Annotated in this window: 20 protein-coding genes; 12 read left to right on the plus strand and 8 right to left on the minus strand. The window is 34.7% G+C overall.

The genetic code is table 11. The features are described from left to right. Positions 1-939 (minus strand): hydrogen peroxide-inducible genes activator, encoded by a 939-nt coding sequence (locus ACNQF9_RS05235; protein WP_417959186.1) that lies wholly within the window; start codon positions 937-939, stop codon positions 1-3. A 100-nt stretch (positions 940-1,039) separates the two neighbouring features. Here ACNQF9_RS05235 and ACNQF9_RS05240 point away from each other — a divergent pair, with 100 nt between their 5' ends. The 4 genes from ACNQF9_RS05240 to ACNQF9_RS05255 all read left to right on the plus strand — a co-directional run bounded on the left by ACNQF9_RS05240 (position 1,040) and on the right by ACNQF9_RS05255 (position 6,264). After that, positions 1,040-2,563 carry a catalase gene (locus ACNQF9_RS05240; protein ID WP_417989758.1) on the plus strand — a complete coding sequence of 508 codons (1,524 nt, stop codon included), beginning with the start codon at positions 1,040-1,042 and terminating at the stop codon, positions 2,561-2,563. Between the two features lie 63 nt (positions 2,564-2,626). Further along, positions 2,627-3,142, plus strand: a complete 516-nt coding sequence (locus ACNQF9_RS05245) for an ankyrin repeat domain-containing protein (RefSeq protein WP_417989759.1) — start codon at positions 2,627-2,629, stop codon at positions 3,140-3,142. A gap of 167 nt (positions 3,143-3,309) precedes the next feature. Continuing rightward, a complete protein-coding gene (locus ACNQF9_RS05250) occupies positions 3,310-4,233 on the plus strand; it encodes a PfkB family carbohydrate kinase (RefSeq protein WP_417989760.1) in 924 nt (307 codons plus the stop codon). A 132-nt stretch (positions 4,234-4,365) separates the two neighbouring features. After that, positions 4,366-6,264: an amidophosphoribosyltransferase gene (locus ACNQF9_RS05255; RefSeq protein ID WP_417989761.1), complete on the plus strand. Its 1,899-nt coding sequence runs from the start codon at positions 4,366-4,368 to the stop codon at positions 6,262-6,264. Positions 6,265-6,507: 243 nt separating this feature from the next. On the opposite strand, the gene ACNQF9_RS05260 is transcribed toward ACNQF9_RS05255, so the two are convergent. Next, entirely contained in the window at positions 6,508-7,116 is a 609-nt protein-coding gene (locus ACNQF9_RS05260; RefSeq protein WP_417989762.1) for a superoxide dismutase, read from the minus strand. A gap of 351 nt (positions 7,117-7,467) precedes the next feature. Further along, positions 7,468-8,151 (minus strand): ComF family protein, encoded by a 684-nt coding sequence (locus ACNQF9_RS05265; RefSeq protein WP_417959193.1) that lies wholly within the window; start codon positions 8,149-8,151, stop codon positions 7,468-7,470. A gap of 97 nt (positions 8,152-8,248) precedes the next feature. Here ACNQF9_RS05265 and ACNQF9_RS05270 point away from each other — a divergent pair, with 97 nt between their 5' ends. Next, positions 8,249-9,790, plus strand: a complete 1,542-nt coding sequence (locus tag ACNQF9_RS05270) for a glycine--tRNA ligase (protein ID WP_417989763.1) — start codon at positions 8,249-8,251, stop codon at positions 9,788-9,790. Between the two features lie 82 nt (positions 9,791-9,872). On the opposite strand, the gene ACNQF9_RS05275 is transcribed toward ACNQF9_RS05270, so the two are convergent. Then, entirely contained in the window at positions 9,873-10,391 is a 519-nt protein-coding gene (locus tag ACNQF9_RS05275; protein WP_417989764.1) for a DUF3575 domain-containing protein, read from the minus strand. 477 nt (positions 10,392-10,868) lie between these two features. Between ACNQF9_RS05275 and ACNQF9_RS05280 the strand changes: the two genes are divergently transcribed. The 4 genes from ACNQF9_RS05280 (at position 10,869) to ACNQF9_RS05295 (ending at position 15,005) form a co-directional block, all read left to right on the plus strand. After that, positions 10,869-11,681 (plus strand): LytR/AlgR family response regulator transcription factor, encoded by an 813-nt coding sequence (locus tag ACNQF9_RS05280; RefSeq protein ID WP_417989765.1) that lies wholly within the window; start codon positions 10,869-10,871, stop codon positions 11,679-11,681. A 174-nt stretch (positions 11,682-11,855) separates the two neighbouring features. Beyond that, entirely contained in the window at positions 11,856-12,140 is a 285-nt protein-coding gene (locus ACNQF9_RS05285; RefSeq protein ID WP_417989766.1) for a 3-oxoacyl-ACP reductase, read from the plus strand. Between the two features lie 239 nt (positions 12,141-12,379). Then, the gene (locus ACNQF9_RS05290) at positions 12,380-14,281 is read left to right on the plus strand and encodes an ATP-binding protein (protein WP_417989767.1); all 1,902 of its coding nucleotides are present in this window, start codon (positions 12,380-12,382) and stop codon (positions 14,279-14,281) included. 28 nt (positions 14,282-14,309) lie between these two features. After that, the gene (locus tag ACNQF9_RS05295) at positions 14,310-15,005 is read left to right on the plus strand and encodes a response regulator (RefSeq protein WP_417989768.1); all 696 of its coding nucleotides are present in this window, start codon (positions 14,310-14,312) and stop codon (positions 15,003-15,005) included. 53 nt (positions 15,006-15,058) lie between these two features. Here the strand turns inward: ACNQF9_RS05295 and thiL are convergent, their stop codons facing one another. Beyond that, a complete protein-coding gene (gene thiL / locus ACNQF9_RS05300) occupies positions 15,059-16,105 on the minus strand; it encodes a thiamine-phosphate kinase (protein ID WP_417989769.1) in 1,047 nt (348 codons plus the stop codon). Between the two features lie 106 nt (positions 16,106-16,211). Here thiL and ACNQF9_RS05305 point away from each other — a divergent pair, with 106 nt between their 5' ends. Further along, on the plus strand, positions 16,212-17,144 hold the full coding sequence (locus ACNQF9_RS05305) for a 1-phosphofructokinase family hexose kinase (protein ID WP_417989770.1): 933 nt from the start codon (positions 16,212-16,214) through the stop codon (positions 17,142-17,144). 100 nt (positions 17,145-17,244) lie between these two features. Here the strand turns inward: ACNQF9_RS05305 and lepA are convergent, their stop codons facing one another. After that, positions 17,245-19,041 (minus strand): translation elongation factor 4, encoded by a 1,797-nt coding sequence (lepA, locus tag ACNQF9_RS05310; RefSeq protein ID WP_417959202.1) that lies wholly within the window; start codon positions 19,039-19,041, stop codon positions 17,245-17,247. 292 nt (positions 19,042-19,333) lie between these two features. Here lepA and dusB point away from each other — a divergent pair, with 292 nt between their 5' ends. Next, on the plus strand, positions 19,334-20,326 hold the full coding sequence (gene dusB / locus ACNQF9_RS05315) for a tRNA dihydrouridine synthase DusB (protein ID WP_417989771.1): 993 nt from the start codon (positions 19,334-19,336) through the stop codon (positions 20,324-20,326). Between the two features lie 97 nt (positions 20,327-20,423). Here the strand turns inward: dusB and ACNQF9_RS05320 are convergent, their stop codons facing one another. Then, positions 20,424-21,623 (minus strand): ABC transporter permease, encoded by a 1,200-nt coding sequence (locus ACNQF9_RS05320; RefSeq protein WP_417989772.1) that lies wholly within the window; start codon positions 21,621-21,623, stop codon positions 20,424-20,426. A 3-nt stretch (positions 21,624-21,626) separates the two neighbouring features. Continuing rightward, complete coding sequence (rbfA, locus tag ACNQF9_RS05325; RefSeq protein WP_417959205.1) at positions 21,627-22,019, minus strand: 30S ribosome-binding factor RbfA; 393 nt, start codon at positions 22,017-22,019, stop codon at positions 21,627-21,629. Between the two features lie 221 nt (positions 22,020-22,240). Here rbfA and ACNQF9_RS05330 point away from each other — a divergent pair, with 221 nt between their 5' ends. Next, positions 22,241-25,390, plus strand: coding sequence for a UvrD-helicase domain-containing protein (locus ACNQF9_RS05330; RefSeq protein WP_417989773.1), 3,150 nt, complete (start codon positions 22,241-22,243; stop codon positions 25,388-25,390). Positions 25,391-25,399 lie beyond the last annotated feature (9 nt).

Raw genomic sequence — 25,399 nt, forward strand, 5'->3', positions numbered from 1 at the left:
TTAAATTTGAGTGATGGCTAATTCGCTTTTTTTGTATTTATTTGAAATTAAGTTTTTGTTTATTGTGCTTTGGATAATTTTGGCAAGCGCTTCTATTGTTCGGATTTTGGCATACGGGCGATGGTAAATAATACTCATTTCCCGCACTGGAATGGGAGCATTAAAAAAACTGACTTGTTGTTTCCTTTCGGAGGAAAGGGTATTATAATATAATTCTGGAATCAAAGTTAATCCGCCAAACTCGTCAATCATATTCAATAAAGTGTCAAATGAGCTGGCTTCCAATTTTAAATTCCCAATCATTTTCTCTTTTTTCTTTAGAGAACATAATTTAATAAATTGCTCTCTTAGGCAATGCCCTTCCTCCAAAAGCCAGATTTTATGATTTCTTATTTCGTCAGGTAAAATATAGTTTTGTCCGGGGTCAATATCGCCATACACCATTAAAGTTTCATAAAACAAAATGATATCTTCAATTTCTGGCTCCTGCAAAGGTGTTGCCACGATTCCCATGTCAAGCTGGCCTTCCTTCAATTGTTTTGTAATGGTATTAGTTGTTGATTCTGATATTTCTAATTTTAAATCAGGATAATTTTCTAAAATAGGTTTTATAATTTTTGGTAGTAAAGAATTCGCAATTGTGGGGATGATTCCAATTCTGATCTTCCCTTCAATTTTGCCATTAATCTTTTTAGCATTGTCTTTTAAAAGCTGGCTGTGAAGGACTACTTTTTTGGCGTTTTCAACCGTTTCTATTCCAATTTCGGTTGTCTCCGTTGGGTTTTTTTTTCGATCAAAAATAATTATTCCAAGCTCAGCCTCTAATTTTTTGACCATAGTGCTTAATGTTGCTTGGGTGACATTGCAATATTCGGCTGCTTTTGTGAAATTTTTTAAGCGATCTACTGCAATTATGTACTCTAATTGTTGAATGTTCATATATATAGATGTTGTCAATGACAAAGATATAAACTTTCAGTTATGTCAATATGTTTTTTGTAGATATTTTTGCAATAATAAATAAATTAAAAATAGTTTTATGAAACAAAAAGTACTCGTTTTATCAATAGCAGTATTGATAACTCAGCTAACATTTGGACAAACGCTGACAACAAATTCCGGAGCTCCGGTAGGAGACAATCAAAATTCAAAAACCATTGGACAAGACGGGCAAGTCCTGCTTGAAGATATTCATTTGATTGAAAAACTAGCTGCTTTTGACCGCGAACGTATCCCGGAAAGAGTGGTTCATGCTCGCGGAACTGGTGCCTTTGGAGAATTTGTGGCAACTTCTGATTTTTCGGATGTTACTATGGCAGATTTTTTAAACAAAGCAGGTAAAAAAACACCTTTACTGGTTCGTTTTTCAACTGTAACACACCAAGCGGGTTCTCCAGAAACGTACCGTGATCCTCGAGGTTTTGCTGTTAAATTTTACACTGAACAAGGGAATTATGATTTAGTAGGAAACAATTTGCCTGTTTTTTTTATTCGTGATGCGATGAAGTTTCCAGACATGGTCCATGCCTTTAAACCGTCCCCAATAACAAATGGCGCATCAGATCCGAATCGAGTATTCGATTTCTTCTCCAATATTCCAGAATCAACACACATGTTGACTTGGGTATTTTCTGATTATGGAATTCCTGCAAATTTTCGCCAAATGGAAGGCAATGGAGTACATGCATACAAATGGGTAAATGCGAAAGGCGAAGTGACTTATGTAAAATACAAATGGGTTCCACAGCAAGAAGTGCGTAATTTATCGCAAGCCGAAGCCAATGCAATTCAATCCACACAAATTGAACACGCCACTTTGGATTTGCGCAATGAAATTGAAAAAGGGAATTTTCCAAAATGGGATTTGTATGTTCAAATGTTGAAAAAAGAAGATTTTTTGGCTTTGGATTTTAATGCTGTTGATCCTACTAAAATTTGGCCTGAAAAAATTGCTAAACTGATCAAAGTAGGAACGATGACTTTGAATCAAAATCCTTCCAATTATTTTCAACAAATAGAGCAAGCGGCATTTTCGCCTGCAATTTTGGTTCCGGGAATTGAGCCTTCCGAAGATAAATTATTGCAAGGGAGATTGTTCTCGTATTCTGATACACAACGCCATCGTTTAGGAGGCAATTTTCAACAAATCCCTGTAAACATGCCTAAAAATGCAGTTACAACATACAATGAAAATGGGTATATGTCATTGCGTCCTCAAACGGGTGATGTAAATTATCAGCCTTCAACGAATAAACCGGAGGTAAAGGATGATGTGAAATTTAAATATTCAAAGTCAGAATTTGTTAACGTAACAACAGCTCAAGCAAAAATTTCGAAACCAAATGATTTTGCTCAGGCAGGCGATTTGTATCGTAGTTTTTCTAAAAAAGATCAAGATGCGTTAATCTATAATTTATCTGGAGCATTGAAACAAGTGAAAAATAAAGTGATTGTTGCTAAAATGATTGCTCATTTTTACCAAGCGGACAGTGAATACGGAATGCGTTTAGCAAAAGAACTTAAAATGGATCGTAAAGAGATAGAAACTTTAATGATGCAATAATTGTAAGAAAAATTAACAAAGGAGCGTTTTTTAGCGCTCCTTTGTTATTTAAATTTTAAAAAAATGAAAAAAATAATTTCCATATTAGTAGTTTTAATTTCTGGTTTTTTGAATGCGCAAAACACAGCTGTTTTTGATGCGGCAAGAACGAATGATGTAAAAACGATTGAAAGCTTTGTACAAGAAGGGAATGATATAAATTCATTAAATTCTTCTGGTTATAGTTTACTTATTCTATCTGTTTACAATAATAATTATGATGTTGTAGCCTATTTGATTTCGCAAAAAGCAAATTTAGATATTCAGGATTCCTCTGGTAATTCTGCTTTAATGGGTGCGTGTTTCAAAGGGTATTCTTCTTTAGCAGAATTGTTGTTGGAACACAAAGCGAGTCCAGATTTAGTAAATTATAATAAGGCCAATGCGTTGTTTTTTGCTGCCACTTTTGGTCAGGAAAAATGTGTAGAAATTTTGTTGAAATATAAAATCAATACGCATCAAAAGGATATTTTTGGAAAAACGGCTTTGGATTATGCAGTGAATCAAGAAAATGAGGCTATTATTTCCTGGTTGAAATAAAGACATTTTCATTAGATCTGTAGATTGTAAATAATGAGATTTTTAATTATTTACAATGTAAATTATTAAAAAGCGAATGGTTTAAATTAGTAAAATTTTACAATTGAGACCCGTTGCAATTTTACAACTTATAAACTATCTTTGCGCCTTAATTCGAAACTCATAAAATGAATAAATTATTGATTGTTGGAAGCGTTGCTTTTGATGCCATAGAAACGCCTTTTGGTAAAACGGATAAAATTTTAGGTGGAGCTGCACCTTATATAGGACTTTCGGCTTCTTTTTTTAATTTACAATCTGCCATAGTTTCTGTAGTTGGCGATGATTTTCCACAAGAATATTTAGATTTATTAACAGCAAGAAACATTGATATCTCTGGACTTGAAGTAGTAAAAGGTGGGAAAACGTTTTTTTGGAGCGGGCTTTACCATAATGATTTGAATTCAAGAGATACATTGGCAACGGAACTTAATGTTTTGGGTGATTTTCAACCGAAAGTCCCTCAGAATTTTAAAAATGCCGATATAGTGATGCTAGGAAATTTACATCCATTAGTACAAAGTAGTGTAATTGACCAAATGGAAACGAAACCAAAATTAGTAGTGCTAGACACTATGAATTTTTGGATGGATTGTGCTTTGCCCGAATTATTGGATGTGATGAAACGTGTTGACGTAATTACAATCAATGACGAAGAAGCAAGACAACTTTCGGGAGAATATTCACTAGTGAAAGCGGCTGCTAAGATCCAGGATATGGGGCCTAAATATGTAGTAATTAAAAAAGGCGAACACGGAGCACTTTTGTTTCATAATAAAGAAGTTTTCTTTGCACCAGCACTGCCATTAGAAGAAGTTTTTGATCCAACAGGAGCAGGAGATACTTTTGCAGGAGGTTTTGCAGGATATTTAACACAGAGTGAAAACATATCTTTTGAGAACATGAAAAATGCGGTTATATACGGTTCTAATTTAGCTTCCTTTAGTGTTGAGAAATTTGGAACGGAACGGATGGTTAATTTAAACAAAGAGGAAGTTGTGTCAAGATTGCAACAATTCAAATCATTGACACAGTTTGACATAGAATTATAATGCATGAAAACCTCGGAAACGGGGTTTTTTTTGTTAAAAAAATATAAGGTATAGCATCTGGTTTGATTATTGTCATACATACAAATTAGTCAAATTCATTTTTAGAATAACACAACAACAAACAACAACACAATGAGCGACGCTTTACAACATGAATGTGGAATAGCACTAGTTAGACTACTCAAACCGCTTGAATTTTACAAAGAGAAATACGGAACGGCTTTTTACGGAATACAAAAAATGTATCTCCTTATGGAAAAGCAGCACAATCGCGGGCAAGACGGAGCAGGTTTTGCAAGTATTAAAATGGATGTTGAACCTGGGGAGCGGTATATTAGTCGCGTGCGATCCAATCATTCGCAGCCCATTCAAGATGTATTTAAACAAATAAATGAAAGAATAAATGAGGAGATGGCAGCTCATCCGGAGTATGCGGATGATGTAGCGCTTCAAAAAGAGAATATTCCGTACTTAGGAGAGTTGTTTTTGGGCCATGTGCGCTATGGAACTTTTGGAAAAAATAGTATCGAAAGCGTTCATCCGTTTTTGCGTCAGAGCAATTGGATGCATCGTAATCTGATATTGGCAGGGAATTTCAATATGACCAATGTGAAAGAACTTTTTCAAAATTTGGTAGAATTGGGTCAGCATCCAAAAGAAATGGCAGATACAGTGACCGTTATGGAAAAAATAGGACATTTTTTGGACAAAGAAGTGATGCAGTTGTATCAGGATTGTAAAGAAGAAGGTTTGTCTAAAAGAGAAGCTTCTCCTGTAATTGCCGAGCGCTTGGATATTGCTAAAATTTTGAGACGTTCTTCTAAAAATTTAGATGGGGGATATGCTATGGCTGGACTTTTAGGACATGGCGATTCATTTGTCTTTAGAGATCCTGCCGGGATACGTCCCGCTTATTTTTATCAAGATGATGAAGTAGTTGTTGTTGCTTCTGAAAGACCGGTTATACAAACCGTTTTCAACGTGCCTTTCGAAAAAGTACAAGAAATAGAACCTGGAACGGCATTAATAATTAAAAAAAATGGCACGGTTTCAATGGAAGAGATTCTTCCTCCAACAGTAAAAAAAGCCTGTTCTTTTGAACGAATTTATTTCTCTAGAGGAAGTGATGCAGAAATATATCAGGAGAGAAAAACATTAGGGAAGCTTATCTTACCCGCTGTTTTGGACGCTATTGATGAGGATACGGACAATACTGTTTTTTCTTATATTCCAAATACTGCCGAGACCTCTTTCTACGGTTTAGTAGAAGCAGCTCAAGATTTCCTGAATCAAAGAAAAAACAATTATATTCTTCAGAATAGAAATACCTTGACTAAGGAATCATTACAAGAGCTCCTGTCTGTAAAAATACGTACCGAGAAAGTAGCGATTAAAGATGCAAAACTAAGAACATTTATTACAGAGGATAGTAGCCGTGATGATTTGGTTGCCCATGTGTATGATGTTACATATGGTGTGATAAAGCCAACGGATAATTTAGTAATTATCGATGATAGTATTGTTCGAGGTACAACCCTCAAAATGAGTATTATCAAAATGATGGATCGTTTGAATCCAAAACGAATTGTTGTAGTGTCCTCTGCGCCACAAATACGCTATCCGGATTGTTATGGAATTGACATGGCAAAATTAGAAGGATTAGTAGCTTTCAAAGCCGCTTTAGAATTGCTAAAAGAAAGAAACTTGTACCATATTGTTGATGAAGTATATGTGAAATGTAAAGCACAGGAAAACTTCAATGACACTGAAGTGGTCAATTATGTAACAGCAATATACGCACCTTTTCAACCACAAGAAGTTTCGGATAAAATTGCACAAATGTTAAGTTCTCCGGAGATAAAAGCCGAAGTAAAAATAATATTTCAAACGGTAGATGATTTGCATACTGCCTGTCCAAAAAATTTAGGAGATTGGTACTTTACCGGTGATTATCCTACTCCAGGAGGCAACCGAGTGGTAAATCGTGCATTCATGAATTTTTATGAAGGGAAAGATGCAAGAGCCTATTAATAATTGGAACTGATTGGTTTTTAATCGGTTTTCTAAGTTATTCATCTAATTTATTTGGCAGCAACGAAGAACTAGTATAATTTTGACTCACCATAACATTAGTAGGTTAAATTTATGGTAGATTTGGGGCAAAAAAGGTGGAAGAGATTCCACCTTTTTTATTGGAATAAAGTGAAGAAATGCCATAAAAAAAGCGCCGATTTCTAAATTTGAAATCGGCGCTTTTGTGTAAAAGAGAAAAGATTATTTCTCTAAGGCATATCTTCTAGCAACTTCCGTCCAGTTAATTACATTGAAAAAAGCTTCGATATAATCGGGTCTTCTGTTTTGATAATGCAAATAGTAAGCATGTTCCCAAACATCCATTCCTAAAATTGGAGTTCCAGCACAACCTACACCGGGCATTAATGGATTGTCTTGATTAGGCGTACCGCAAACGTCTACTTTACCGCCTTTGTGAACGCAAAGCCAAGCCCATCCAGAACCAAATTGTGTTGCTCCTGCTTTGCTAAACTTTGCTTTAAATTCTTCAAAAGTTCCAAAAGCAGCTTCAATTGCAACTAGTAAATCTCCAGTAGGAAGTCCGCCTCCGTTTGGAGTCATTACGTTCCAAAACAAGTTGTGGTTGTAAAAACCACCACCATTGTTACGAACAGCTGCGTTTTTCATATCAAGATTAATCAATATATTTTCAATTGTCTTGCCTTCCATATCTGTACCAACAATTGCAGCATTTAGATTGGTTGTGTACGCATTGTGATGTTTAGAATGGTGAATTTCCATTGTACGCGCATCAATATGAGGTTCTAATGCGTCATACGCATAAGGTAATTGTGGTAATTCAAAAGCCATAATATGATTGTTTAAATGATTTATAAAAATTTTTATTCAAATTTAAACATTAAACTTTGGAAACGGAAATTCTATTTGGTTATAATTTCATTAAATTAATTTGATGGCGTGCTGTTTGAACTGGTAACAAACTTGTTTTCAGGAGTTATTCACTTTGTCAGTTCGTTTTTGCGCGTGCTGCTTCTCGCTTTAAACTTTTTAGTCGCCCAAAAGACGGATGAAAAATTCTACTACTTCTTAAGAGGTACCTGGAGCTCCTTGTAGAATAAAAGTTAAGAGAACTCATGAGTGCTAAAAAACTTCATGCTTTAAATTGTAACTCGATTTTGAATACATGTATTTAGTCCCGAGTTACGATTGCGCCATCGCCATACAAACAATGCTAATTTTGGCACCGGGGATTTTAAGTAAAACTTTGGAACAAGCTTCTAATGTAGCTCCGGTAGTGATAACATCATCAATTAACAGGAAATGTTTGTTGTAGTCTTTTTTAGTAAACACAACATCAAAAATCATTTCGATTCCTTCGGTTCTTCCTAATAAATTTTTCTTAGATTGGGTTTTTGAATATACCTTTCTAATCAACAGTGAATCATTGTATCCGACTTTTAAAACCGAAGAAAGTGCTTTTCCAAAAGCGGTAACTTGATTGTATCCTCTTTCTTTTAACTTTTTTCGGTGTAATGGAACTGGAATAATCTGATCTACCGATTCTAATAATTTGATTTTCTTTAAATCCTGAGCATACCATTCGCCTAAAATTGTTCCTATTTCCTCATGCCCTTTGTATTTTAAATTATGAATAAGTTCTTGGACAATTCCTTTTTTATGGAAATAAAATAATGCCGAGGTATGTTGTACCGGAATCCGTCCGTAAAATTTTTTGAAAGCATCGTTTTCAGGGTTCAAATGGTGATTGGTCAGTGGAATCTCGTGTCTGCAAACCGTACAAATCACATTTTCATTTACCAGTAGAAAGGAGTTACAGCCGGAACAGACTTTTGGAAAAAATAAATTTATAAGGCTTTCAAACATCTAATCAGGGATTTATTTATAAAAATAAACAAATCAATGCTTCAATCTTTAACAATTTTCTTTTTTTTAAGTTCACTTTTTATATTTTTGCATCATTATGGCAAAACAAGAAGATTTATTTAAGAATGTAATTTCGCACGCAAAAGAATATGGATTTATTTTTCCGTCAAGCGAAATTTACGATGGTTTAAGTGCAGTCTATGATTATGCACAAAACGGAGTAGAGTTAAAAAAGAACATACGCGAATACTGGTGGAAAGCAATGGTTCAAATGAACGATAACATCGTAGGTCTTGATGCGGCAATATTGATGCACCCAACTACATGGAAAGCTTCAGGTCACGTAGACGCCTTTAATGATCCATTGATTGATAACAAAGATTCAAAAAGAAGATATAGAGCGGATGTTTTGATTGAAGATTATGCCGAAAAGCTGAATCAAAAAGCAGTCAAAGAAATCGAAAAGGCAAGAACTCGGTTTGGGGATGCGTTCAACGAACAGGAATTTATAACTACAAATGCCCGTGTAATTGAATATAAAGCTAAAGAAAGAGAAATTCTGGAGCGAATGGCGCGTTCACTTGGCAACGAAGACTTGGAAGATGTGAAAGCATTAATTGAAGAATTGGAAATTGCTTGTCCGGAATCAGGTTCCAGAAATTGGACTGAGGTGCGTCAATTCAATTTGATGTTTGGTACAAAATTAGGAGCATCAGCTGATTCTGCAATGGATTTGTATTTGCGTCCGGAAACGGCTCAAGGTATTTTTGTAAATTTCTTAAATGTCCAAAAATCAGGACGAATGAAAGTTCCTTTTGGAATCGCACAAACCGGAAAAGCGTTTAGAAATGAAATTGTTGCCCGACAATTTATTTTCCGTATGCGGGAGTTTGAACAAATGGAAATGCAATTTTTTGTACGTCCAGGTGAAGAAATGAAGCATTATGAATTTTGGAAAGAAGCTCGTTTAAAATGGCATTTATCACTTGGTTTAGGAAGAGAAAATTACCGTTTCCACGATCACGAAAAATTAGCACATTATGCCAATGCAGCTGCTGATATTGAATTTAATTTTCCTTTTGGATTCAAAGAATTGGAAGGGATTCACTCTCGTACCGATTTCGATCTGAAAGCACATGAACAATTTTCAGGCCGAAAACTTCAGTATTTTGATGCCGAATTGAATCAAAATTATGTGCCTTATGTAGTGGAAACTTCTGTAGGATTGGACAGGATGTTTTTGGCAGTTTTTGCAACTTCATTAAAAGAAGAAACATTAGAGGATGGCTCCACAAGAACGGTTCTGAAATTGCCTTCTGTTCTGGCTCCAACTAAAGCGGCAATTTTGCCATTGGTAAAAAAAGATGGACTGCCAGAAATCGCGCATAAAATCATTGACGATTTACGTTGGGATTTTAGCGTGGCGTATGATGAAAAAGATGCTGTTGGAAGGCGTTATAGAAGACAAGATGCATTGGGAACTCCATTTTGTATTACGGTAGATCATCAAACTATCGAAGATCAAACGGTAACGATTCGTCATAGAGATACGATGAAACAAGACCGTGTAGCGATCGAAGACTTGAAATCAATTATAGAAAATGAGGTTTCAATAAAAAACTGGTTGATGAAAATGTAATAAATAAGTAAACTCGATTATGTATTAAATCGTTTGTTTAATACGAAAGGCTTCTCGAATCGAGAAGCCTTTTTTTATTATTTTAAAATCGGTAACCAAAACTTACGCCACCGCGACCAACAATTTCGTAGTCGGTATCAGAGCTGTTAAATAAATTTCGTCCAACACCTGCATTTATTTCAAAAAGAAATCCTTTTTTGGTAATCCATTTAGACCCAAGTCCAAAGCCAAGCGCAAAATCAGTTCGGGTTTCTATGTCTGAATTAAATGAATTGTCATTATAAATATAACTATCATAAGAATTCAACATTCCAAATCCTTCTGCAAAAAATCCAGCTGCAGGTTTTTTTCCAAAATAATAACGATAATACGGGGTCAGGCTAAAGTTTGGTTCAATGTCTTCAATCACAGGAAAAAATAAAGAAACTCCAAAAGCAGATTCTTCGCTAATTATCCTTTCAAAAGTTCCTTCGAAACCACCTGCAACCAAAAAGGCAACATTTAATTTAATTTCATTTTTCTTAAAACTTGTTGGTTCATTTTCTTGGCTGAAACCAAATAAATAAGTGAATAAGCACATTAAAGTGAATAGTTTTTTCATAGCGTTGTTTTTTTTCGATAAAAGTAAGATAAATTTGTAAAAAAAATGTTTTTTGCATTTAATTTTGAAACAGTTATTTTTGATATAAAAATCATCGATAAATAAGGTATTTTTTTGATCTAGGAGGCATTACAACTCCTAAATTATACGTTTTATAGGATTGACAATGAAGATTTTTTTGGGATAATTTTTTAAATAAATTTTTATTTTCAATTTCTTTCAAAAAACTCCAATGCTCTTAATCGGATATATTTGCATTTCATCTTAATGTATCAACATTTGTTAAAAACATATCAACAACAGCCACATAAAAAAGGCTAAATGCTTATTTTTAGAATGTTAAACAAGCATTTTTGTCTGATATTTTATGCTTTTGCATAAGTAGTTTCCCTAGACTATAATAGTAATTTAATGATCCAAAGTATTTTTTATTTTGGATATATGATTTATGCCTAATAATTCCTGGAAAAGCCATTGATGAATTATTCGTACATTATTATTGACGACAATCCAGAAGGTGTTTTGAAAACAAAAGGCATTGCTGATAGTTTTTCAGAACTTATCTTCTTGGCATCCGCAAATAATTATTCAGATGGGTTAAACCTTATTTTAGAGCATACTCCGCAATTAGTTTTTCTCGAAATTGATCCTGTAAACAAAGCTAGTAATTTGTCATTGTCGCTTATCAATGAATTGCACAGGTATTTAAAAGTTATTCCTAAAATTATTGTGACAACTAGTAAAAAAAATTTGGCTTTTGAGGCAATACAACATGGAGTGACAGACTATATATTGAAACCATTGGTGCGAATCGATTTTGTAAAATTGATTTTAAAATTAAATAAAGCAAAAGTTGAAGATGAGGTAGACTTGAACGAATCAATAACTTTGGAGGAAAAACCAATATGTCTGCCACAGCTAGAAACAGTAAGTCCGGGGCACTCGTTGACTTTATGTATTAAGTCTTATGGAGATTATCGTTATATTGATGCAAAAGACATAAGTTATCTCCGAGCGGATAATAATTCAACAGATATCTATCTAAACAATGGAGAAATGATAACTGCTTTTAAAACATTGAAACATTTTGAAGGCGCATTGTCGTATCCATTTATAAGAATCCATAATAGTTATATTGTGAACCGTAACTATATTTCCAGAATTCATAGTGGAAACTCTCTCTGTTATATTAAAAATAGTACTGAAAAACTTCCTTTTTCTAAATCGTATAAGGTCAATATCGATCTTATTATCTCCGAATTTGCTAACGGAAATTATTTAGAAATATAAAATCAGCTACCTACTTAAATTTGATGTTCATCCACTATCAAACGGATGCATTCTACCATAAACGTCTTTTTTTGTAGGAAAAAATCAAGTTGTCTGTGTAGTTTTACAAAAGAATTCAGCGAAACTGAGTTCATAAACAAACAAAATCAAACAACAACATAAAATCCCCAAATTATGAAAAAAGCAATTTTAACAATCGGATTATTTTCTCTAATAATGGTATTAACTTCTTTTACAACACCTGAAACAGATCCTGTTGTAACAATTGATAATAATGGTAATGTAGAGTTGGTAGGTAATCAAGGAGCTGGGGGAAATAAAAAAATTGATTTAACAGGTAATCAAGGAGCTGGAGGAAATAAAAAAATTGATTTAACAGGTAATCAAGGAGCTGGAGGAAATAAAAAAATTGATTTAACAGGTAATCAAGGAGCTGGAGGAAATAAAAAGATAGACTAATTTTAGAGTCATTATTTTAAACTTTTTAAGTAAATAAAAAGGCTGTCAAATTTTTGACAGCCTTTTTTTATTCTCGATGGTTTTATTTTGTTATTTTTGATGAAATTCATAAAAGTATATTGAAAAAAATCTATTACATATTTGTTTTTTTTTTGTTTGTTTTCCATGGTTGTGTAAAGCAAGGAAAAGAAAACTCCATAATTAATTACCAAGAGGATAGTCTCGCATCATATTTGTCAATGGCCAATAATGATCAACTATCCCTGGTTAAGAAACAAGAGTATAACCAAAAAGCACTAACTCTTATTTTGAATCAGCAAGATGATTCTATTAGTAGGGTAGATTTGTTTAAAGTAGCCAATCGTTATTATAATATGAATGATTGGAAAGGATATAAAAAAACTGTCAGTTTAGTTTTAGAGAATTCAATAAATAATAATGATCTTAAAGATATGGCTAAAGGATATACATATTTAGGAGATTATTATAGCTCTCAAGTGGTTTCTGATAGCGCTTTTATATATTATTCTAAGGCTGAAAAGATGTACAGATCTATTCGAGATAAATATAATTTAGCGAAGACGATATTAAACAAAGCACTTTTGCAATATAATGAGGGAGATTTTTCTGGTAGTGAAATAGAAGCGTTTAGCGCATTAAGAGTAGTGAGAGGCGAAAAAGTTAGTGATGTTTTATACGATTCAAATAATCTTCTAGGAATAATTTATAATGAACGTGAGGAATATGGTAAAGCCATTGAGTTTCATAATAAAGCCTTGGCAAGTATAAATGACACACTAATTTCAAAAGTATTTCAATCCAAAGCTACTTCATTAAACAATCTCGGATTTGTTTTTCAAAACATGAATAAACATAAACAGGCAAAATCTTATTTTCAATATGGTTTAAAACAAGTTAACTTGAAAAATGATAAGCCATTTATATATGCAATGCTATTAGATAATTTAGCTTATTCTAAATTTAAATTGAAAGAATGGGATCAACTTCCAGATCTTTTTTATCAATCTTTGAAGGTTAGAGATAGTTTACAATTAACGGCAGGGATAATTACAAATAAAATTCATTTGGCGGAATATTTTGCTTATAGGAAAGATACTGTAAAGGCATTTAAATTTTCCAATGAAGCACTTGTAATAGCAAGAAGTTCTAAAAATTATCGAAATGTTTTAGCTTCTTTAAAACAATTGGCGATAATTAATCCTAAAAAAGCTTCAATTTACACTAAAGAATATATTAAAATTAATGATAGTCTACAAAAATCGGAACGTAATATGGGAGAGAAATTCACCCGTATAGAATATGAAACAGAGGAAATAAAGAGTAAAAATACTGATTTAGTAGAAACAAACAGAAATTTAGTATATATTTTCAGCGGATTAGCGATGCTTGTTTTATTCCTATTTATTATAAAAAACCAAAAAACCAAAAATAGAGAGTTGCTATTCAAGCAAGAGCAACAAAAGGCGAATGAAGAAATTTATAATTTAATGATTTCGCAGCAAAGTACTATAGAGATCAATAGGGTTAAAGAAAAGAAGCGAGTAGCACAAGAGCTCCATGATGGAGTTTTGGGTAGGATGTTTGGCATCCGAATGAATCTGGACGGTTTAAATAAATTCAATGATGAAATTGCAATTAATCAACGAAACACTTATTTAGTAGAGTTGAAAAATATCGAGCAGGACATTCGGGAAATATCTCATGATTTGAATAGAGAAAAATCAGAATTAATCAATAACTTTGTTGCCATTGTAGATGATTTATTTGAAGATCAAAAAAAGACATTTAAATCAAAATTAACAACGAATATCGATTCAACCATAAAATGGGAATTGGTCAGTAACGCGGTGAAAATTAATTTGTACCGTATTCTTCAGGAATCCCTTCAAAATGTGAACAAGTATGCCAATGCCAGTAGTATTAAAATCGAACTAAAAAAAGAAGAGAATAACTTGGTTTTAAAAATAAGTGATGATGGTATTGGTTTTAATGTAAAAACTGCAAAAAAAGGGATTGGACTCCAAAATATACTTTCTCGAACCCAGGAATGTGAAGGATTTTTTGATTTAAAATCAAAAAAAGGCGACGGAACAGTTCTCACCATTAAAATCCCAGTCTAATAAAAATAAACCTAGAACCTATACAAAAATGGCGATTGATTCAGTTGATAAAGTAATAACAAAAAATAGAATATTAATAGTTGACGACCATCCTTTTATTATTGAAGGGTATAAAAACGCAATAACAAGATATAATCCTGAAGAGTTTGAGTTTTCTATAACGCAAGCAAAAGATTGTGAATCAGCCTACCACATCATCACAAATCCAGATAACGATACATTTGACATCGCTTTTTTAGATATTAGTATGCCGGCTTACGAAGAAAAAAATATTTATTCTGGTGAGGATTTAGCAAAGCTATTATCAGAACATATGCCCAGTTGCAAAATTATTTTGCTTACCATGTACACTGAATTATTGAAGATAAAGACCATCATCAAGACGATAAACCCAAATGGACTGGTTATTAAAAATGACTTAACATTTGATGAATTGCTTTTTGCTTTTGATAAAGTTATAAAAGATGAAAAGTATTATAGCCAATCGGTTTTAAAAATGTTAAATCAAGCAGAAGAAGATGTTATCGAAATTGATCAATTTGATGAGCAAATTTTATTTCATATTTCAAAGGGGACTAAGTTGAATGATATACCTCAATATATACCAATTTCATTAGGAGCAATAGAACGAAGAAAATTAAACTTAAAAGAATTATTAAAAATAGAGCACGGGAGTGATGCTGATTTAGTCCGGGAGGCAAAGAAAAGAGGCCTGCTTTTTTAAATCAAACAATAAACGACACTGAAAAGTGTCGTTTATTGTTTAATTAAGAGATTTTATTCACTCAAAGCATCCCAGCCACGCGCTTTTAAAGCAATTTTGGTATTGGCCCGAGTAACTAAATGAATTCCTTCACTTTCTTGTGTCATGTGGCCAATAATCGTGAAATTTGGATTTCCTTTTATTTTTTCAAAATCTTCCATAGCAATGGTGAAAAGCAATTCGTAATCTTCGCCTCCGTTTATAGCAACAGTAGTACTATCGATGTTGAATTCTTCACAAACGTTAATAAACTGTGGATCGATTGGTAATTTGTCCTCATATAAATTACAACCCACTTTAGACTGCTTGCACAAATGCATAATCTCCGATGAGAGTCCATCAGAAATATCAATCATTGATGTTGGTTTTATTTCTAAAGCGTGCAATAAAGTACGAACATCTTTACGCGCTTCTGGCTTTAATTGACGTTCTATTAGGTAGGTATACGCATCTAAATCTGGTTGTGAATTTGGATTTACCTGAAAAACTTGTTTTTCTCTTTCCAAAACTTGCAACCCCATATAAGCAGCTCCAATATCGCCTGTAACCACTAATAAATCAGTTTCTTTGGCACCGTTTCTATAAACGATTTCTTCTTCATCAGCTTCGCCAAGAGCTGTTATACTGATGATTAATCCTTTTTGGGAAGAAGTGGTGTCGCCACCTATAACATCTACATTATATTCACGTGCTGCATGCGTTATTCCTGCAAATAATTCATCTAATGCTTCCAAAGGAAAACGATTAGAGACCGCTATAGAAACTGTGATTTGTGTTGGTTTGGCATTCATCGCGCAAATGTCAGAAACATTAACAACAACCGCTTTATAGCCCAAATGTTTTAGTGGCATGTAAGCCAAATCGAAATGAATACCTTCAATCAACAAATCTGTTGAAACGACTACTTTTTTATCTTTGAAATCCAAAACGGCAGCGTCATCCCCAATTCCCTTTAGAGTCGAAGGTTGGTTGATTTCAAAGTTTTTTGTCAAATGGTCTATCAATCCAAATTCTCCTAATTGAGCAATACTTGTGCGTTGTGGGGTTTTATCTTCGATCATTATTTTAATTGTTTTGAGGTTGCAAATATACAAAGAAATATTCGCCTTGAATTCTATCAAATTCTATCAATTTTATCCGACCTTTAGAGTATTAAATTCGTGAAAAATGAAGACATTTGATATCGTTACCCTTACCGTTAATCCTGCTTTAGATAAAAGCACTCATTTTAAAGGATTAGTACCAGAACAAAAAATACGATGTGATGAGCCTCGGTATGATGCTGGAGGTGGAGGAATCAATGTTTCTAAGGCGATCTCCCGCCTAGGAGGGACGTCTTTAGCAGTCTTTACTTCTGGTGGACCAATGGGTAAAATGCTGGAGGAATTGGTGAGTAAAGAAGCCGTTGAATTTAAAGCAATCGAAGTCCAAACCTGGACAAGAGAAAGTTTTGTCGCAGTAGATGACAACACCAATTCACAATACCGATTTGGGTTTACAGGCGGAAAAATTACTACCGAAGAAAGCAAAAGAATATTAGAAACTATAGCTAATACTAAACTAAAATTCCTAGTTGCCAGTGGCAGTTTGAATGAAGGTTTGTCAGTAGATTTTTATCAAAAAATTGCAGAAATTGCAAAAAAATCAAATGCTAAGTTAATTGTGGACACCTCTGGTGAATCATTACAAAAAGCGTTAGAAATTGGTGTTTATATGATCAAACCCAATGTTGGAGAACTGGCAAAATTAATAGGCGTGGAGCGATTGGAACTGGAAGAAGTAAACGAAGCCGCCAAACAAATCATTGCAAAAGGCGGCGCCGAAATCGTAGTTGTTTCACTTGGTCCGCAAGGCGCAGTTTTAGTTACCAAAGATTCCTATGAATTTGTCCCTGCTCCTAATGTTGCAAAAAAAAGTACTGTGGGTGCCGGTGACAGTATGGTAGGCGGAATGGTTTGGGCGCTTTCGCAAAATAAAAGCTTAAAAGAAGTAATCCGTTGGGGAGTTGCTTGCGGATCGGCAGCAACGATGAATGAAGGAACCCAATTGTTTAAATTCGAAGATGCAAAACGATTGTTTGAATGGTTGAAGAATAAATAGAAACAAAAAAACCTGACAATTTTCACATCGTCAGGTTCCATTTATAATTTAAAATTGCTTCGCCAGTTTGCTTTGCTCAGGTCAGAATTTAGAATAATTTTTAATCGTTCAACTTCAACACCGCCATAAACGCTTCTTGCGGAATTTCAACATTTCCAACCAGTCTCATGCGTTTTTTACCTTTTTTCTGTTTTTCCAATAATTTACGTTTACGGGAAATATCTCCACCATAACATTTGGCGGTAACGTCTTTACGCAACGCTTTTATCGTTTCACGAGAGATTACTTTTACCCCAATAGCCGCTTGCACTGGAATGTCAAATTGCTGGCGCGGGATTAATTCTTTTAATTTCTCACACATTTTTTTACCAATGTGATACGCATTGTCGGCATGCATTAAGGATGATAAAGCATCCACAATGGTGGCGTTCAATAAAATATCCACTTTCACCAAATTAGAAGTTCGCATCCCAATTGGCGTATAATCAAACGAGGCATATCCTTTAGAAACAGTTTTCAAACGGTCGTAAAAATCAAATACAATCTCTGCCAACGGCATATCAAAAGTCAACTCTACGCGTTCTGTAGTCAAATACGTTTGATTGGTAATCAACCCACGTTTTTCGATACACAAACTCATTACATTCCCCACATAATCAGATTTGGTAATGATAGTTGCCTTAATAAACGGTTCTTCTACATGGTCTAAACGAGAAGGCTCCGGCAAGTCCGAAGGGTTATTTACGATAAGTGGCGTAGTAGGATCTTTTTTGGTGTAAGCCAAATACGAAACGTTGGGAACGGTAGTAATTACAGTCATGTTAAATTCTCTTTCCAGACGCTCCTGGATAATTTCCATGTGCAACATTCCCAAGAATCCACAACGGAAACCAAATCCCAAAGCGGCTGAACTTTCCGGTAAAAATACCAAGGAAGCATCGTTCAACTGCAGTTTTTCCATCGAGTTTCTCAACTCCTCATAATCTTCGGTGTCCACAGGATAAATTCCCGCAAAAACCATTGGTTTTACATCTTCAAAACCTTTAATTATATTTGTTGTTGGCGTTTTTGCATCCGTCAACGTATCGCCTACTTTTACTTCTTTTGCTTCTTTAATTCCAGAAATTAAATAGCCAACATCACCCGCTGAAATGACTTGTTTCGGAACTTGATTTAATTTCAAAGTACCAATTTCATCCGCAAAATATTCATTTCCGGTAGCCATAAATTTAATTTTCTGGCCTTTTTTAATCTGTCCGTTTTTCACACGGAAAATAACTTCGATTCCTCGAAACGGATTGTAATGCGAGTCAAAAATCAACGCTTGTAGCGGTTCGTCAACACTTCCTGATGGAGGTGGAATTTTTTCGATGATGGCTGCCAATATATTTTCTACACCAAAACCAGTTTTACCCGAAGCGTGAATAATATCCTCTAATTTACATCCCAGTAAATCAATAATATCGTCACTTACTTCTTCTGGATTGGCACTTGGTAAATCCACTTTGTTCAAAACGGGAATAATTTCCAAGTCATTCTCCAAAGCCAAATATAAATTCGAAATCGTTTGTGCCTGGATGCTTTGCGCTGCATCTACAATCAAAAGCGCACCTTCGCAAGCCGCAATCGATCGGGAAACTTCATACGAAAAATCCACGTGTCCCGGAGTATCAATCAAATTCAGGATGTATTCTTGTCCTTTATAGGTATATTCCATCTGAATCGCGTGACTCTTAATCGTAATACCACGTTCGCGTTCTAGGTCCATGTTGTCAAGCAATTGCGCTTTTTCTTCACGAGCGGTTACCGTTTGTGTTGCGCCAAGTAATCGGTCAGCAAGCGTACTTTTCCCGTGATCAATATGTGCAATAATGCAAAAATTCCGTATATGTTTCATTTTCCGTTGGTATCAAATTTATTTTGGTTTACCCTGAATTGTTTCAGGGCGTGACCACAAGGGTCGGGCTTTCCGCTACAATCTTTTCCTTTTAAAGAAAAAAGGAAAAGGATTTTTGCTGCAATCCCTCACGCAATCGCCAAACAGCGACAATTAATCTGCAAATATAAGCTAAATTCAACAGTTTCAAAGTCCCGAATTCGCAAACTAATCGGTTTAATACTAAGTCTTTCTTCTTTCTTCTTTTATCCTTTCATCTAAAAATCGTAATTTTGCACCAAAATACATGAAGATGGTCAAGATTGGCAACATAATATTACCCGAATTCCCTTTACTTCTCGCGCCTATGGAAGATGTGAGCGATCCGCCTTTTCGCAGGTTGTGTAAAGCCCATGGTGCCGATATGATGTATTCGGAATTTATTTCTTCCGAAGGATTAATTCGGGACGCCATCAAAAGCCGAATGAAATTAGACATTTTCGATTATGAACGCCCTGTCGGAATCCAGATTTTTGGCGGAGATGAAGAAGCCATGGCGATGTCCTCCAAAATTGTTTCAGCTGTAAACCCGGATTTAATAGACATCAATTTTGGGTGCCCTGTCAAAAAAGTCGTTTGTAAAGGCGCCGGAGCCGGTGTTTTAAAAGATATAGATTTGATGATTCGTTTAACGAAAGCTGTTATCGACAGCACGCATTTGCCTGTAACTGTAAAAACTCGTTTGGGTTGGGATGATAATTCCATTAATATTGATGAAGTTGCAGAGCGTTTGCAAGACATTGGCGTAGCCGCTTTGAGCATCCACGCCAGAACTCGTGCCCAAATGTACAAAGGCCATTCTGACTGGTCCCACATTGCACGAGTAAAAAATAATCCCAGAATTACGATGCCTATTTTTGGAAACGGCGACATTGATTCACCCGAAAAAGCATTGCAGTACAAAAACGAATACGGCATCGATGGTATCATGATTGGTCGAGCTGCCATTGGTTATCCTTGGATTTTTGACGAAATCAAACATTACTTCAAAACGGGAGAACATTTAGCAAAACCCACTGTTGTAGACAGGGTCGAAGCTGTGAGAAACCACCTCACTTGGGCAATGGAATGGAAAGGAGAGAGATTGGGAATTGTGGAAACGCGTCCTCATTACACCAATTATTTCAAAGGGATTCATTCTTTTAAACCCCACAAACAACAATTAGTAACCTTAGATAGACCGGAAGAGTTGTTCGCCGCTTTGAATGAAATCGAAGAAGCGTATGCGGGTTATGAGGTTGTTTAACTAAATATTTCAAACAAAAATTCCACTAATTTGCACAAGTTATTTCGTGTAAATTAGTGGAATTTTTGTTTTATTTTTTAATCTGAAATCAAAAATCTTACTCCAATAACTTTTTACTCACACGACTGCTTGCAATTAGCGAAGCAATAAAACCAAGTGAGACAATCGTTCCCATAACAATCAATACATTTTCAAGAGAGAAAACTACAGGATACGCCAGTGTAGGAGTAATCATAACCAGTTGAAAATGTTGTTGCAGTAACACAATTATAATTCCTAAAATCAGTCCAATAATTCCGCCAAAAACACTCAACAAAGTGCCTTGAAGCAAAAATATTTTCCGTAAATCCTTGATTTCCGTTCCCAGATTAAAAAGGGTTTTCAAGTTTCCTTTTTTGTCTAAAATCATCATAATCAAGGCGCCAATCAAGTTGAAAAGTGCCACAACAATAACTAAAGTAAAAATTAAATACACCGCAATATTCTCAGTATTCAACATTTTATACAGCGATTCATTGAGTTGTGCCCTGTTTTTTACGGTGATTTTATTATTGAAAATAGTTTGAAGTTCGTCAGTAATAGCACTTTCATCAGCGCCAGCTTTCACTTTGATTTCAATTCCAGAAACCTGATTGGTTTTGTACTCCAATAATTCTTGTGCTAAACCTAAATCGGCAAAAACATATTTAGAATCAAGGTCTTCGCTGATGGCATAAATCCCAACAGGAATTAGATCGGTTTTATTAAAAGCTTGTTCCGGATTTTCAATTGCACCTTTTCCTGGTTTTGGAACTAAAACTTCCAATTGACGATTGAAATCAAGTAATCCCATCGAGAATTTTTGGGCAATTCCGTAACCAACCACCACTTGATAGGTATCTGGTTTAAGCCATTGTCCGTTAAAAAGTTTCTTTTCAATAGCATTTACTTTGCTAAAATTAGAATCAACGCCTTTTAAATACGTAACTTCCTGTTTACCGTCAAAAGTAAATAAAACTCGTTCTTCAATGATTTTGGTGTAGGAAACCAAACCCTCAATTTTATTGATTTGGCTATCCTGATTTGGAGCAATTAAAAAAGATTTTCCTAAAGTGCTGCTTATTTTTAAATCAGGATCAATGTCATTCGTAAACGAAAGACTAAAAACTTTCAACCCGCTAAAAACAGATAAAACTACAAACAAAGCCATGGCACCAACAATAATTCCCATGCTGGCAATCCGATTGATGATATTGATCGCATTATTTTTACTGTTGCTGCGAATGTAACGTTTGGCGATGTAAAGGGGGAAATTCAAGTTTTATTGAAATCTGCGTTTGTCCAAAAGGTCTCTGTTTTCTATAGGATTGTCTCTATTGGCTAAGGCATTGTCAATTTTTTCAATATAGTCCAAAGAGTCGTCGATAAAGAAAACTAAATTCGGTACTTTTCTTAATTGTAAACGAACACGCTGTGATAAATCATGTTTTATTGTTTTAGAATTGGACTTCACCGCCTCTAAAATCTCTTTTGCTTTGTCCTGAGGAAAAACGCTTAAATGCACTGTAGCCACTGATAAATCTGAAGTTACAACAACCTTGGATACCGAAATAATTAAATTAGCTACTCCGTTTTTTCTCACTTCACCTTGCAGAATGTCAACCAAATCTTTTTGGATCACCCCACCTATTTTTTTCTGTCTATTTGTTTCCATGCTGCAAAAATACTACTTTTAAGTTTTATACAAACAAATTTTAAAAGTTACCTAGAAATTGTTGTGTTTTTAGAAGCTATTTCCTGTTATTCGCTATATCTTAAGTGTCGAACCCCGCCACATAAGGATGTTGCCGCTATCAGGGCTAGGGGATTTGGGAAATTAGATCGCTAATTCTAAATCAGAAATCTAAAATCGTTAATCAGAAATCTAAAATCGTAATGCAAAGACCTTCCTTCTCTATATACGACGCATCGGCAGGTTCCGGAAAAACCTACGCGCTTGTCAAAGAATACCTAAAAATCATTCTTGTTGCCAAAAAGAATGACGCTTATCGCAACATTCTCGCCATTACGTTTACCAACAAAGCGGTACACGAAATGAAAAGCCGAATCGTAGGCAGTTTGTCTGAATTTGCAAAAGCCGAACCAAGTTCAAAAGCCCAGGATTTAATGCAGGATTTAGCCATAGATACGGAACTTTCCATTATTGAAATCAAAACCAAATCACAGCAAATCATCAAGCATATTATTCATAATTATGCCGCTTTTGATATTTCGACCATTGATAAATTTACCCATAAAGTAATTCGGGCTTTTGCCCATGATTTGAATTTGCCCATGACTTTTGAAGTTACATTAGACACCGAAAGTTTATTGATAGAAGCTGTCGATGCCATCATCGCACAAGCGGGAGAAGATGAAACATTGACAAAGCTACTCATCGATTTCACGATGGAGAAAACGGATGATGACAAATCTTGGGATATTTCTCGTGAAATTCTCGAAACCGGACGTTTGGTTCTTAATGAAAATAACCGAAACGAAATCACCCATTTTCAAGATAAATCCATCGCTGAATTTGTCGAAATCAAAAACAAACTGTCTGAAGCTTGCAAAGACTTAGTAAAACAAACTATTGTTTTTGCAGAAGAAGCATTGACTCTAATTGATAACAACGGAATTGATGTAAAATCCTTTTCCAGAGGTACTTTTCCAAACCATATTAATAGTATTCAACAGGGAAAGTTCAATCCCAAGAATAAAACTTTTCATGAGTTTGATGATATTGCTATTAATAAAACGGCTAAAGATCGTGCGATTATTGAAAATCTAATTCCTGAATTTTTGCAAATAGTGGCTAGGGTTTATGGTGCCTTCGAGAAGATACATTTCTATAAAGCGTTCCTGAAAAACATTACTCCTTTGTCATTGCTAAATACCGTCAGCAATGAATTGGCCAAAATTCAAGAAGAGCAAAATGTACTCTCTATTTCAGAATTCAATGCGATTATTCATCGGGAGATCCAAAACCAGCCTGCACCTTTTATATACGAACGATTGGGGGAACGCTACCGTCATTTTTTCATTGATGAATTTCAGGATACGTCTGAAATGCAATGGCAAAACTTGATTCCGCTTATCGACAACGCTACTTCTAGTGAAATTGACGGCGAAAAAGGCACGTTGATGATTGTGGGTGACCCAAAACAATCCATTTACAGATGGCGTGGCGGAAAGGCAGAACAGTTTATTGAATTGAGTAAAGACCTGAATCCATTCAATAATCCGGAGAAAGTTCTGGAGCATTTAGATAAAAATTACCGCAGCTATTCGCAGATAATTGAATTTAACAATGATTTTTTTAAATTGTTATCCAATGAATTCGAACATTTGGATTACAAAGATTTGTATGAAAATCACAGCCGCCAAAAGTCAAATGATAAAATTGGCGGCTACGTAAATATTTCTTTTATCCCAAAAGTGGAAACTTCGGAAGAAGATGAAGAAACATTGGATAAAACTGATCTGTATGTTTTGGCAACATTAAATGTCATTCAAAAATCACTACAACAAGGATTTCAATACAAAGATATTGTGATTCTTACCCGAAAAAGGAGTCAAGGAATTGCGATTGCTAATTATTTGACGGAGCAAGGAATTCCGCTTTTGTCATCGGAAACCCTCATGATTCAAAATGCCACCGAAGTTCGGTTGATTATTCATTTATTGAAATATTTGAAGAATAGTTCTGATTTGGAATCCAAAGCAAAATTCCTTCAATATTTAGCGCAGCATAATCAGGATAAATTACCGATTCCTGATTTTATTGCTCAAGGAATGGCATTGATTCAAGAAACGGAATTCGAGCAGTGGTTGGTGAGTTTTGATTTTTCGCTTTCGTTTCAAAACATTAGAAAAAAATCATTGTATGAGGCGGTTGAGGTTATAATTTCAAAATTCCTAAATCCAAAAATAAGTAACGCCTATGTTCAATATTTCTTGGACATTGTGCTCGAGCGTGATATTCGCAACCAAGCAGGAATTTCGGATTTCTTGAATTTCTGGGATAAAAATGCAGAGAAATTCAGTATTCCGTCACCGGAAGGGACCGATGCAGTGCGGATTATGACGATTCATAAATCGAAAGGATTAGAATTTCCGGTGGTTATTTTTCCTTTTGCAGAAGAAGATTATAGTCTAAAACCCAAAGATAAGTTATGGCTAAATGCCGAGGAACAGGATTTTGGTTTGCCAAAAGTGTTGATTGACAATAGTAAAGCCGTAGAAGGATTTGGAGTCGAAGCTGCTGAGGTTTACAATCAAAAGAAACAGGAAGAATTATTAGATAATATTAATGTTTTGTACGTGGCTTTGACTAGAGCGGAGGAACAATTGTATGTAATTTCGAATATGAATTTATCCAGTAAAGGAGAAATTCCAAAGAATAATATGTGTGGCTTTTTTATTAATTATTTGGAGAATAAAGGTAGTTTTGATGAAAATAAATTAGAATATGAGTTTGGAAATGCAACGAAGTTATCTGCTTTAGAGCATCACATCGATACTTCAAAAACGATTCCTCTAGTTGCTGAAATTCTGAATCCAAAGAATATAAAAATTGCACAACGTGAAGCTTTAATGTGGGGCACACTCCAACAGGACGCTATAGAATATGGAAATGTGATACACGAAATTCTTTCTTTTGTAAAAACTAAAGGCGATGTTGATTTGGCAATTACAAAGGCTATTGAAAATGGATTGATAACTTTTGCTCAAAAAGATACAGTGTTGAATACAATTCTGGAAATTGTAAATCACAGTGAATTAGAAATTTGTTTTGCTGAAGGAAATGAAGTTTTGAATGAGCAAACAATTATTCAAAAAGTAGGAAAAACGATCAAGCCTGACCGAATGGTTATGACTAAAGATAGAGAGGTTTTTTTATTGGATTATAAAACGGGAATACACCGTCCTAAATACAAGCTACAGTTGGAGAATTATCAAATTGCAATTGAATTGATGGGGTATAAAGTGGTAAAAAAAGCACTTATTTATATAGGAAAAGAAATCGATGTAGTAAGTTTGTAACTTAAAAAG

Origin of the sequence: Flavobacterium amylolyticum (assembly GCF_048284335.1) — a bacterium.
In the GTDB taxonomy this organism is placed as follows: Bacteria; Bacteroidota; Bacteroidia; order Flavobacteriales; family Flavobacteriaceae; genus Flavobacterium.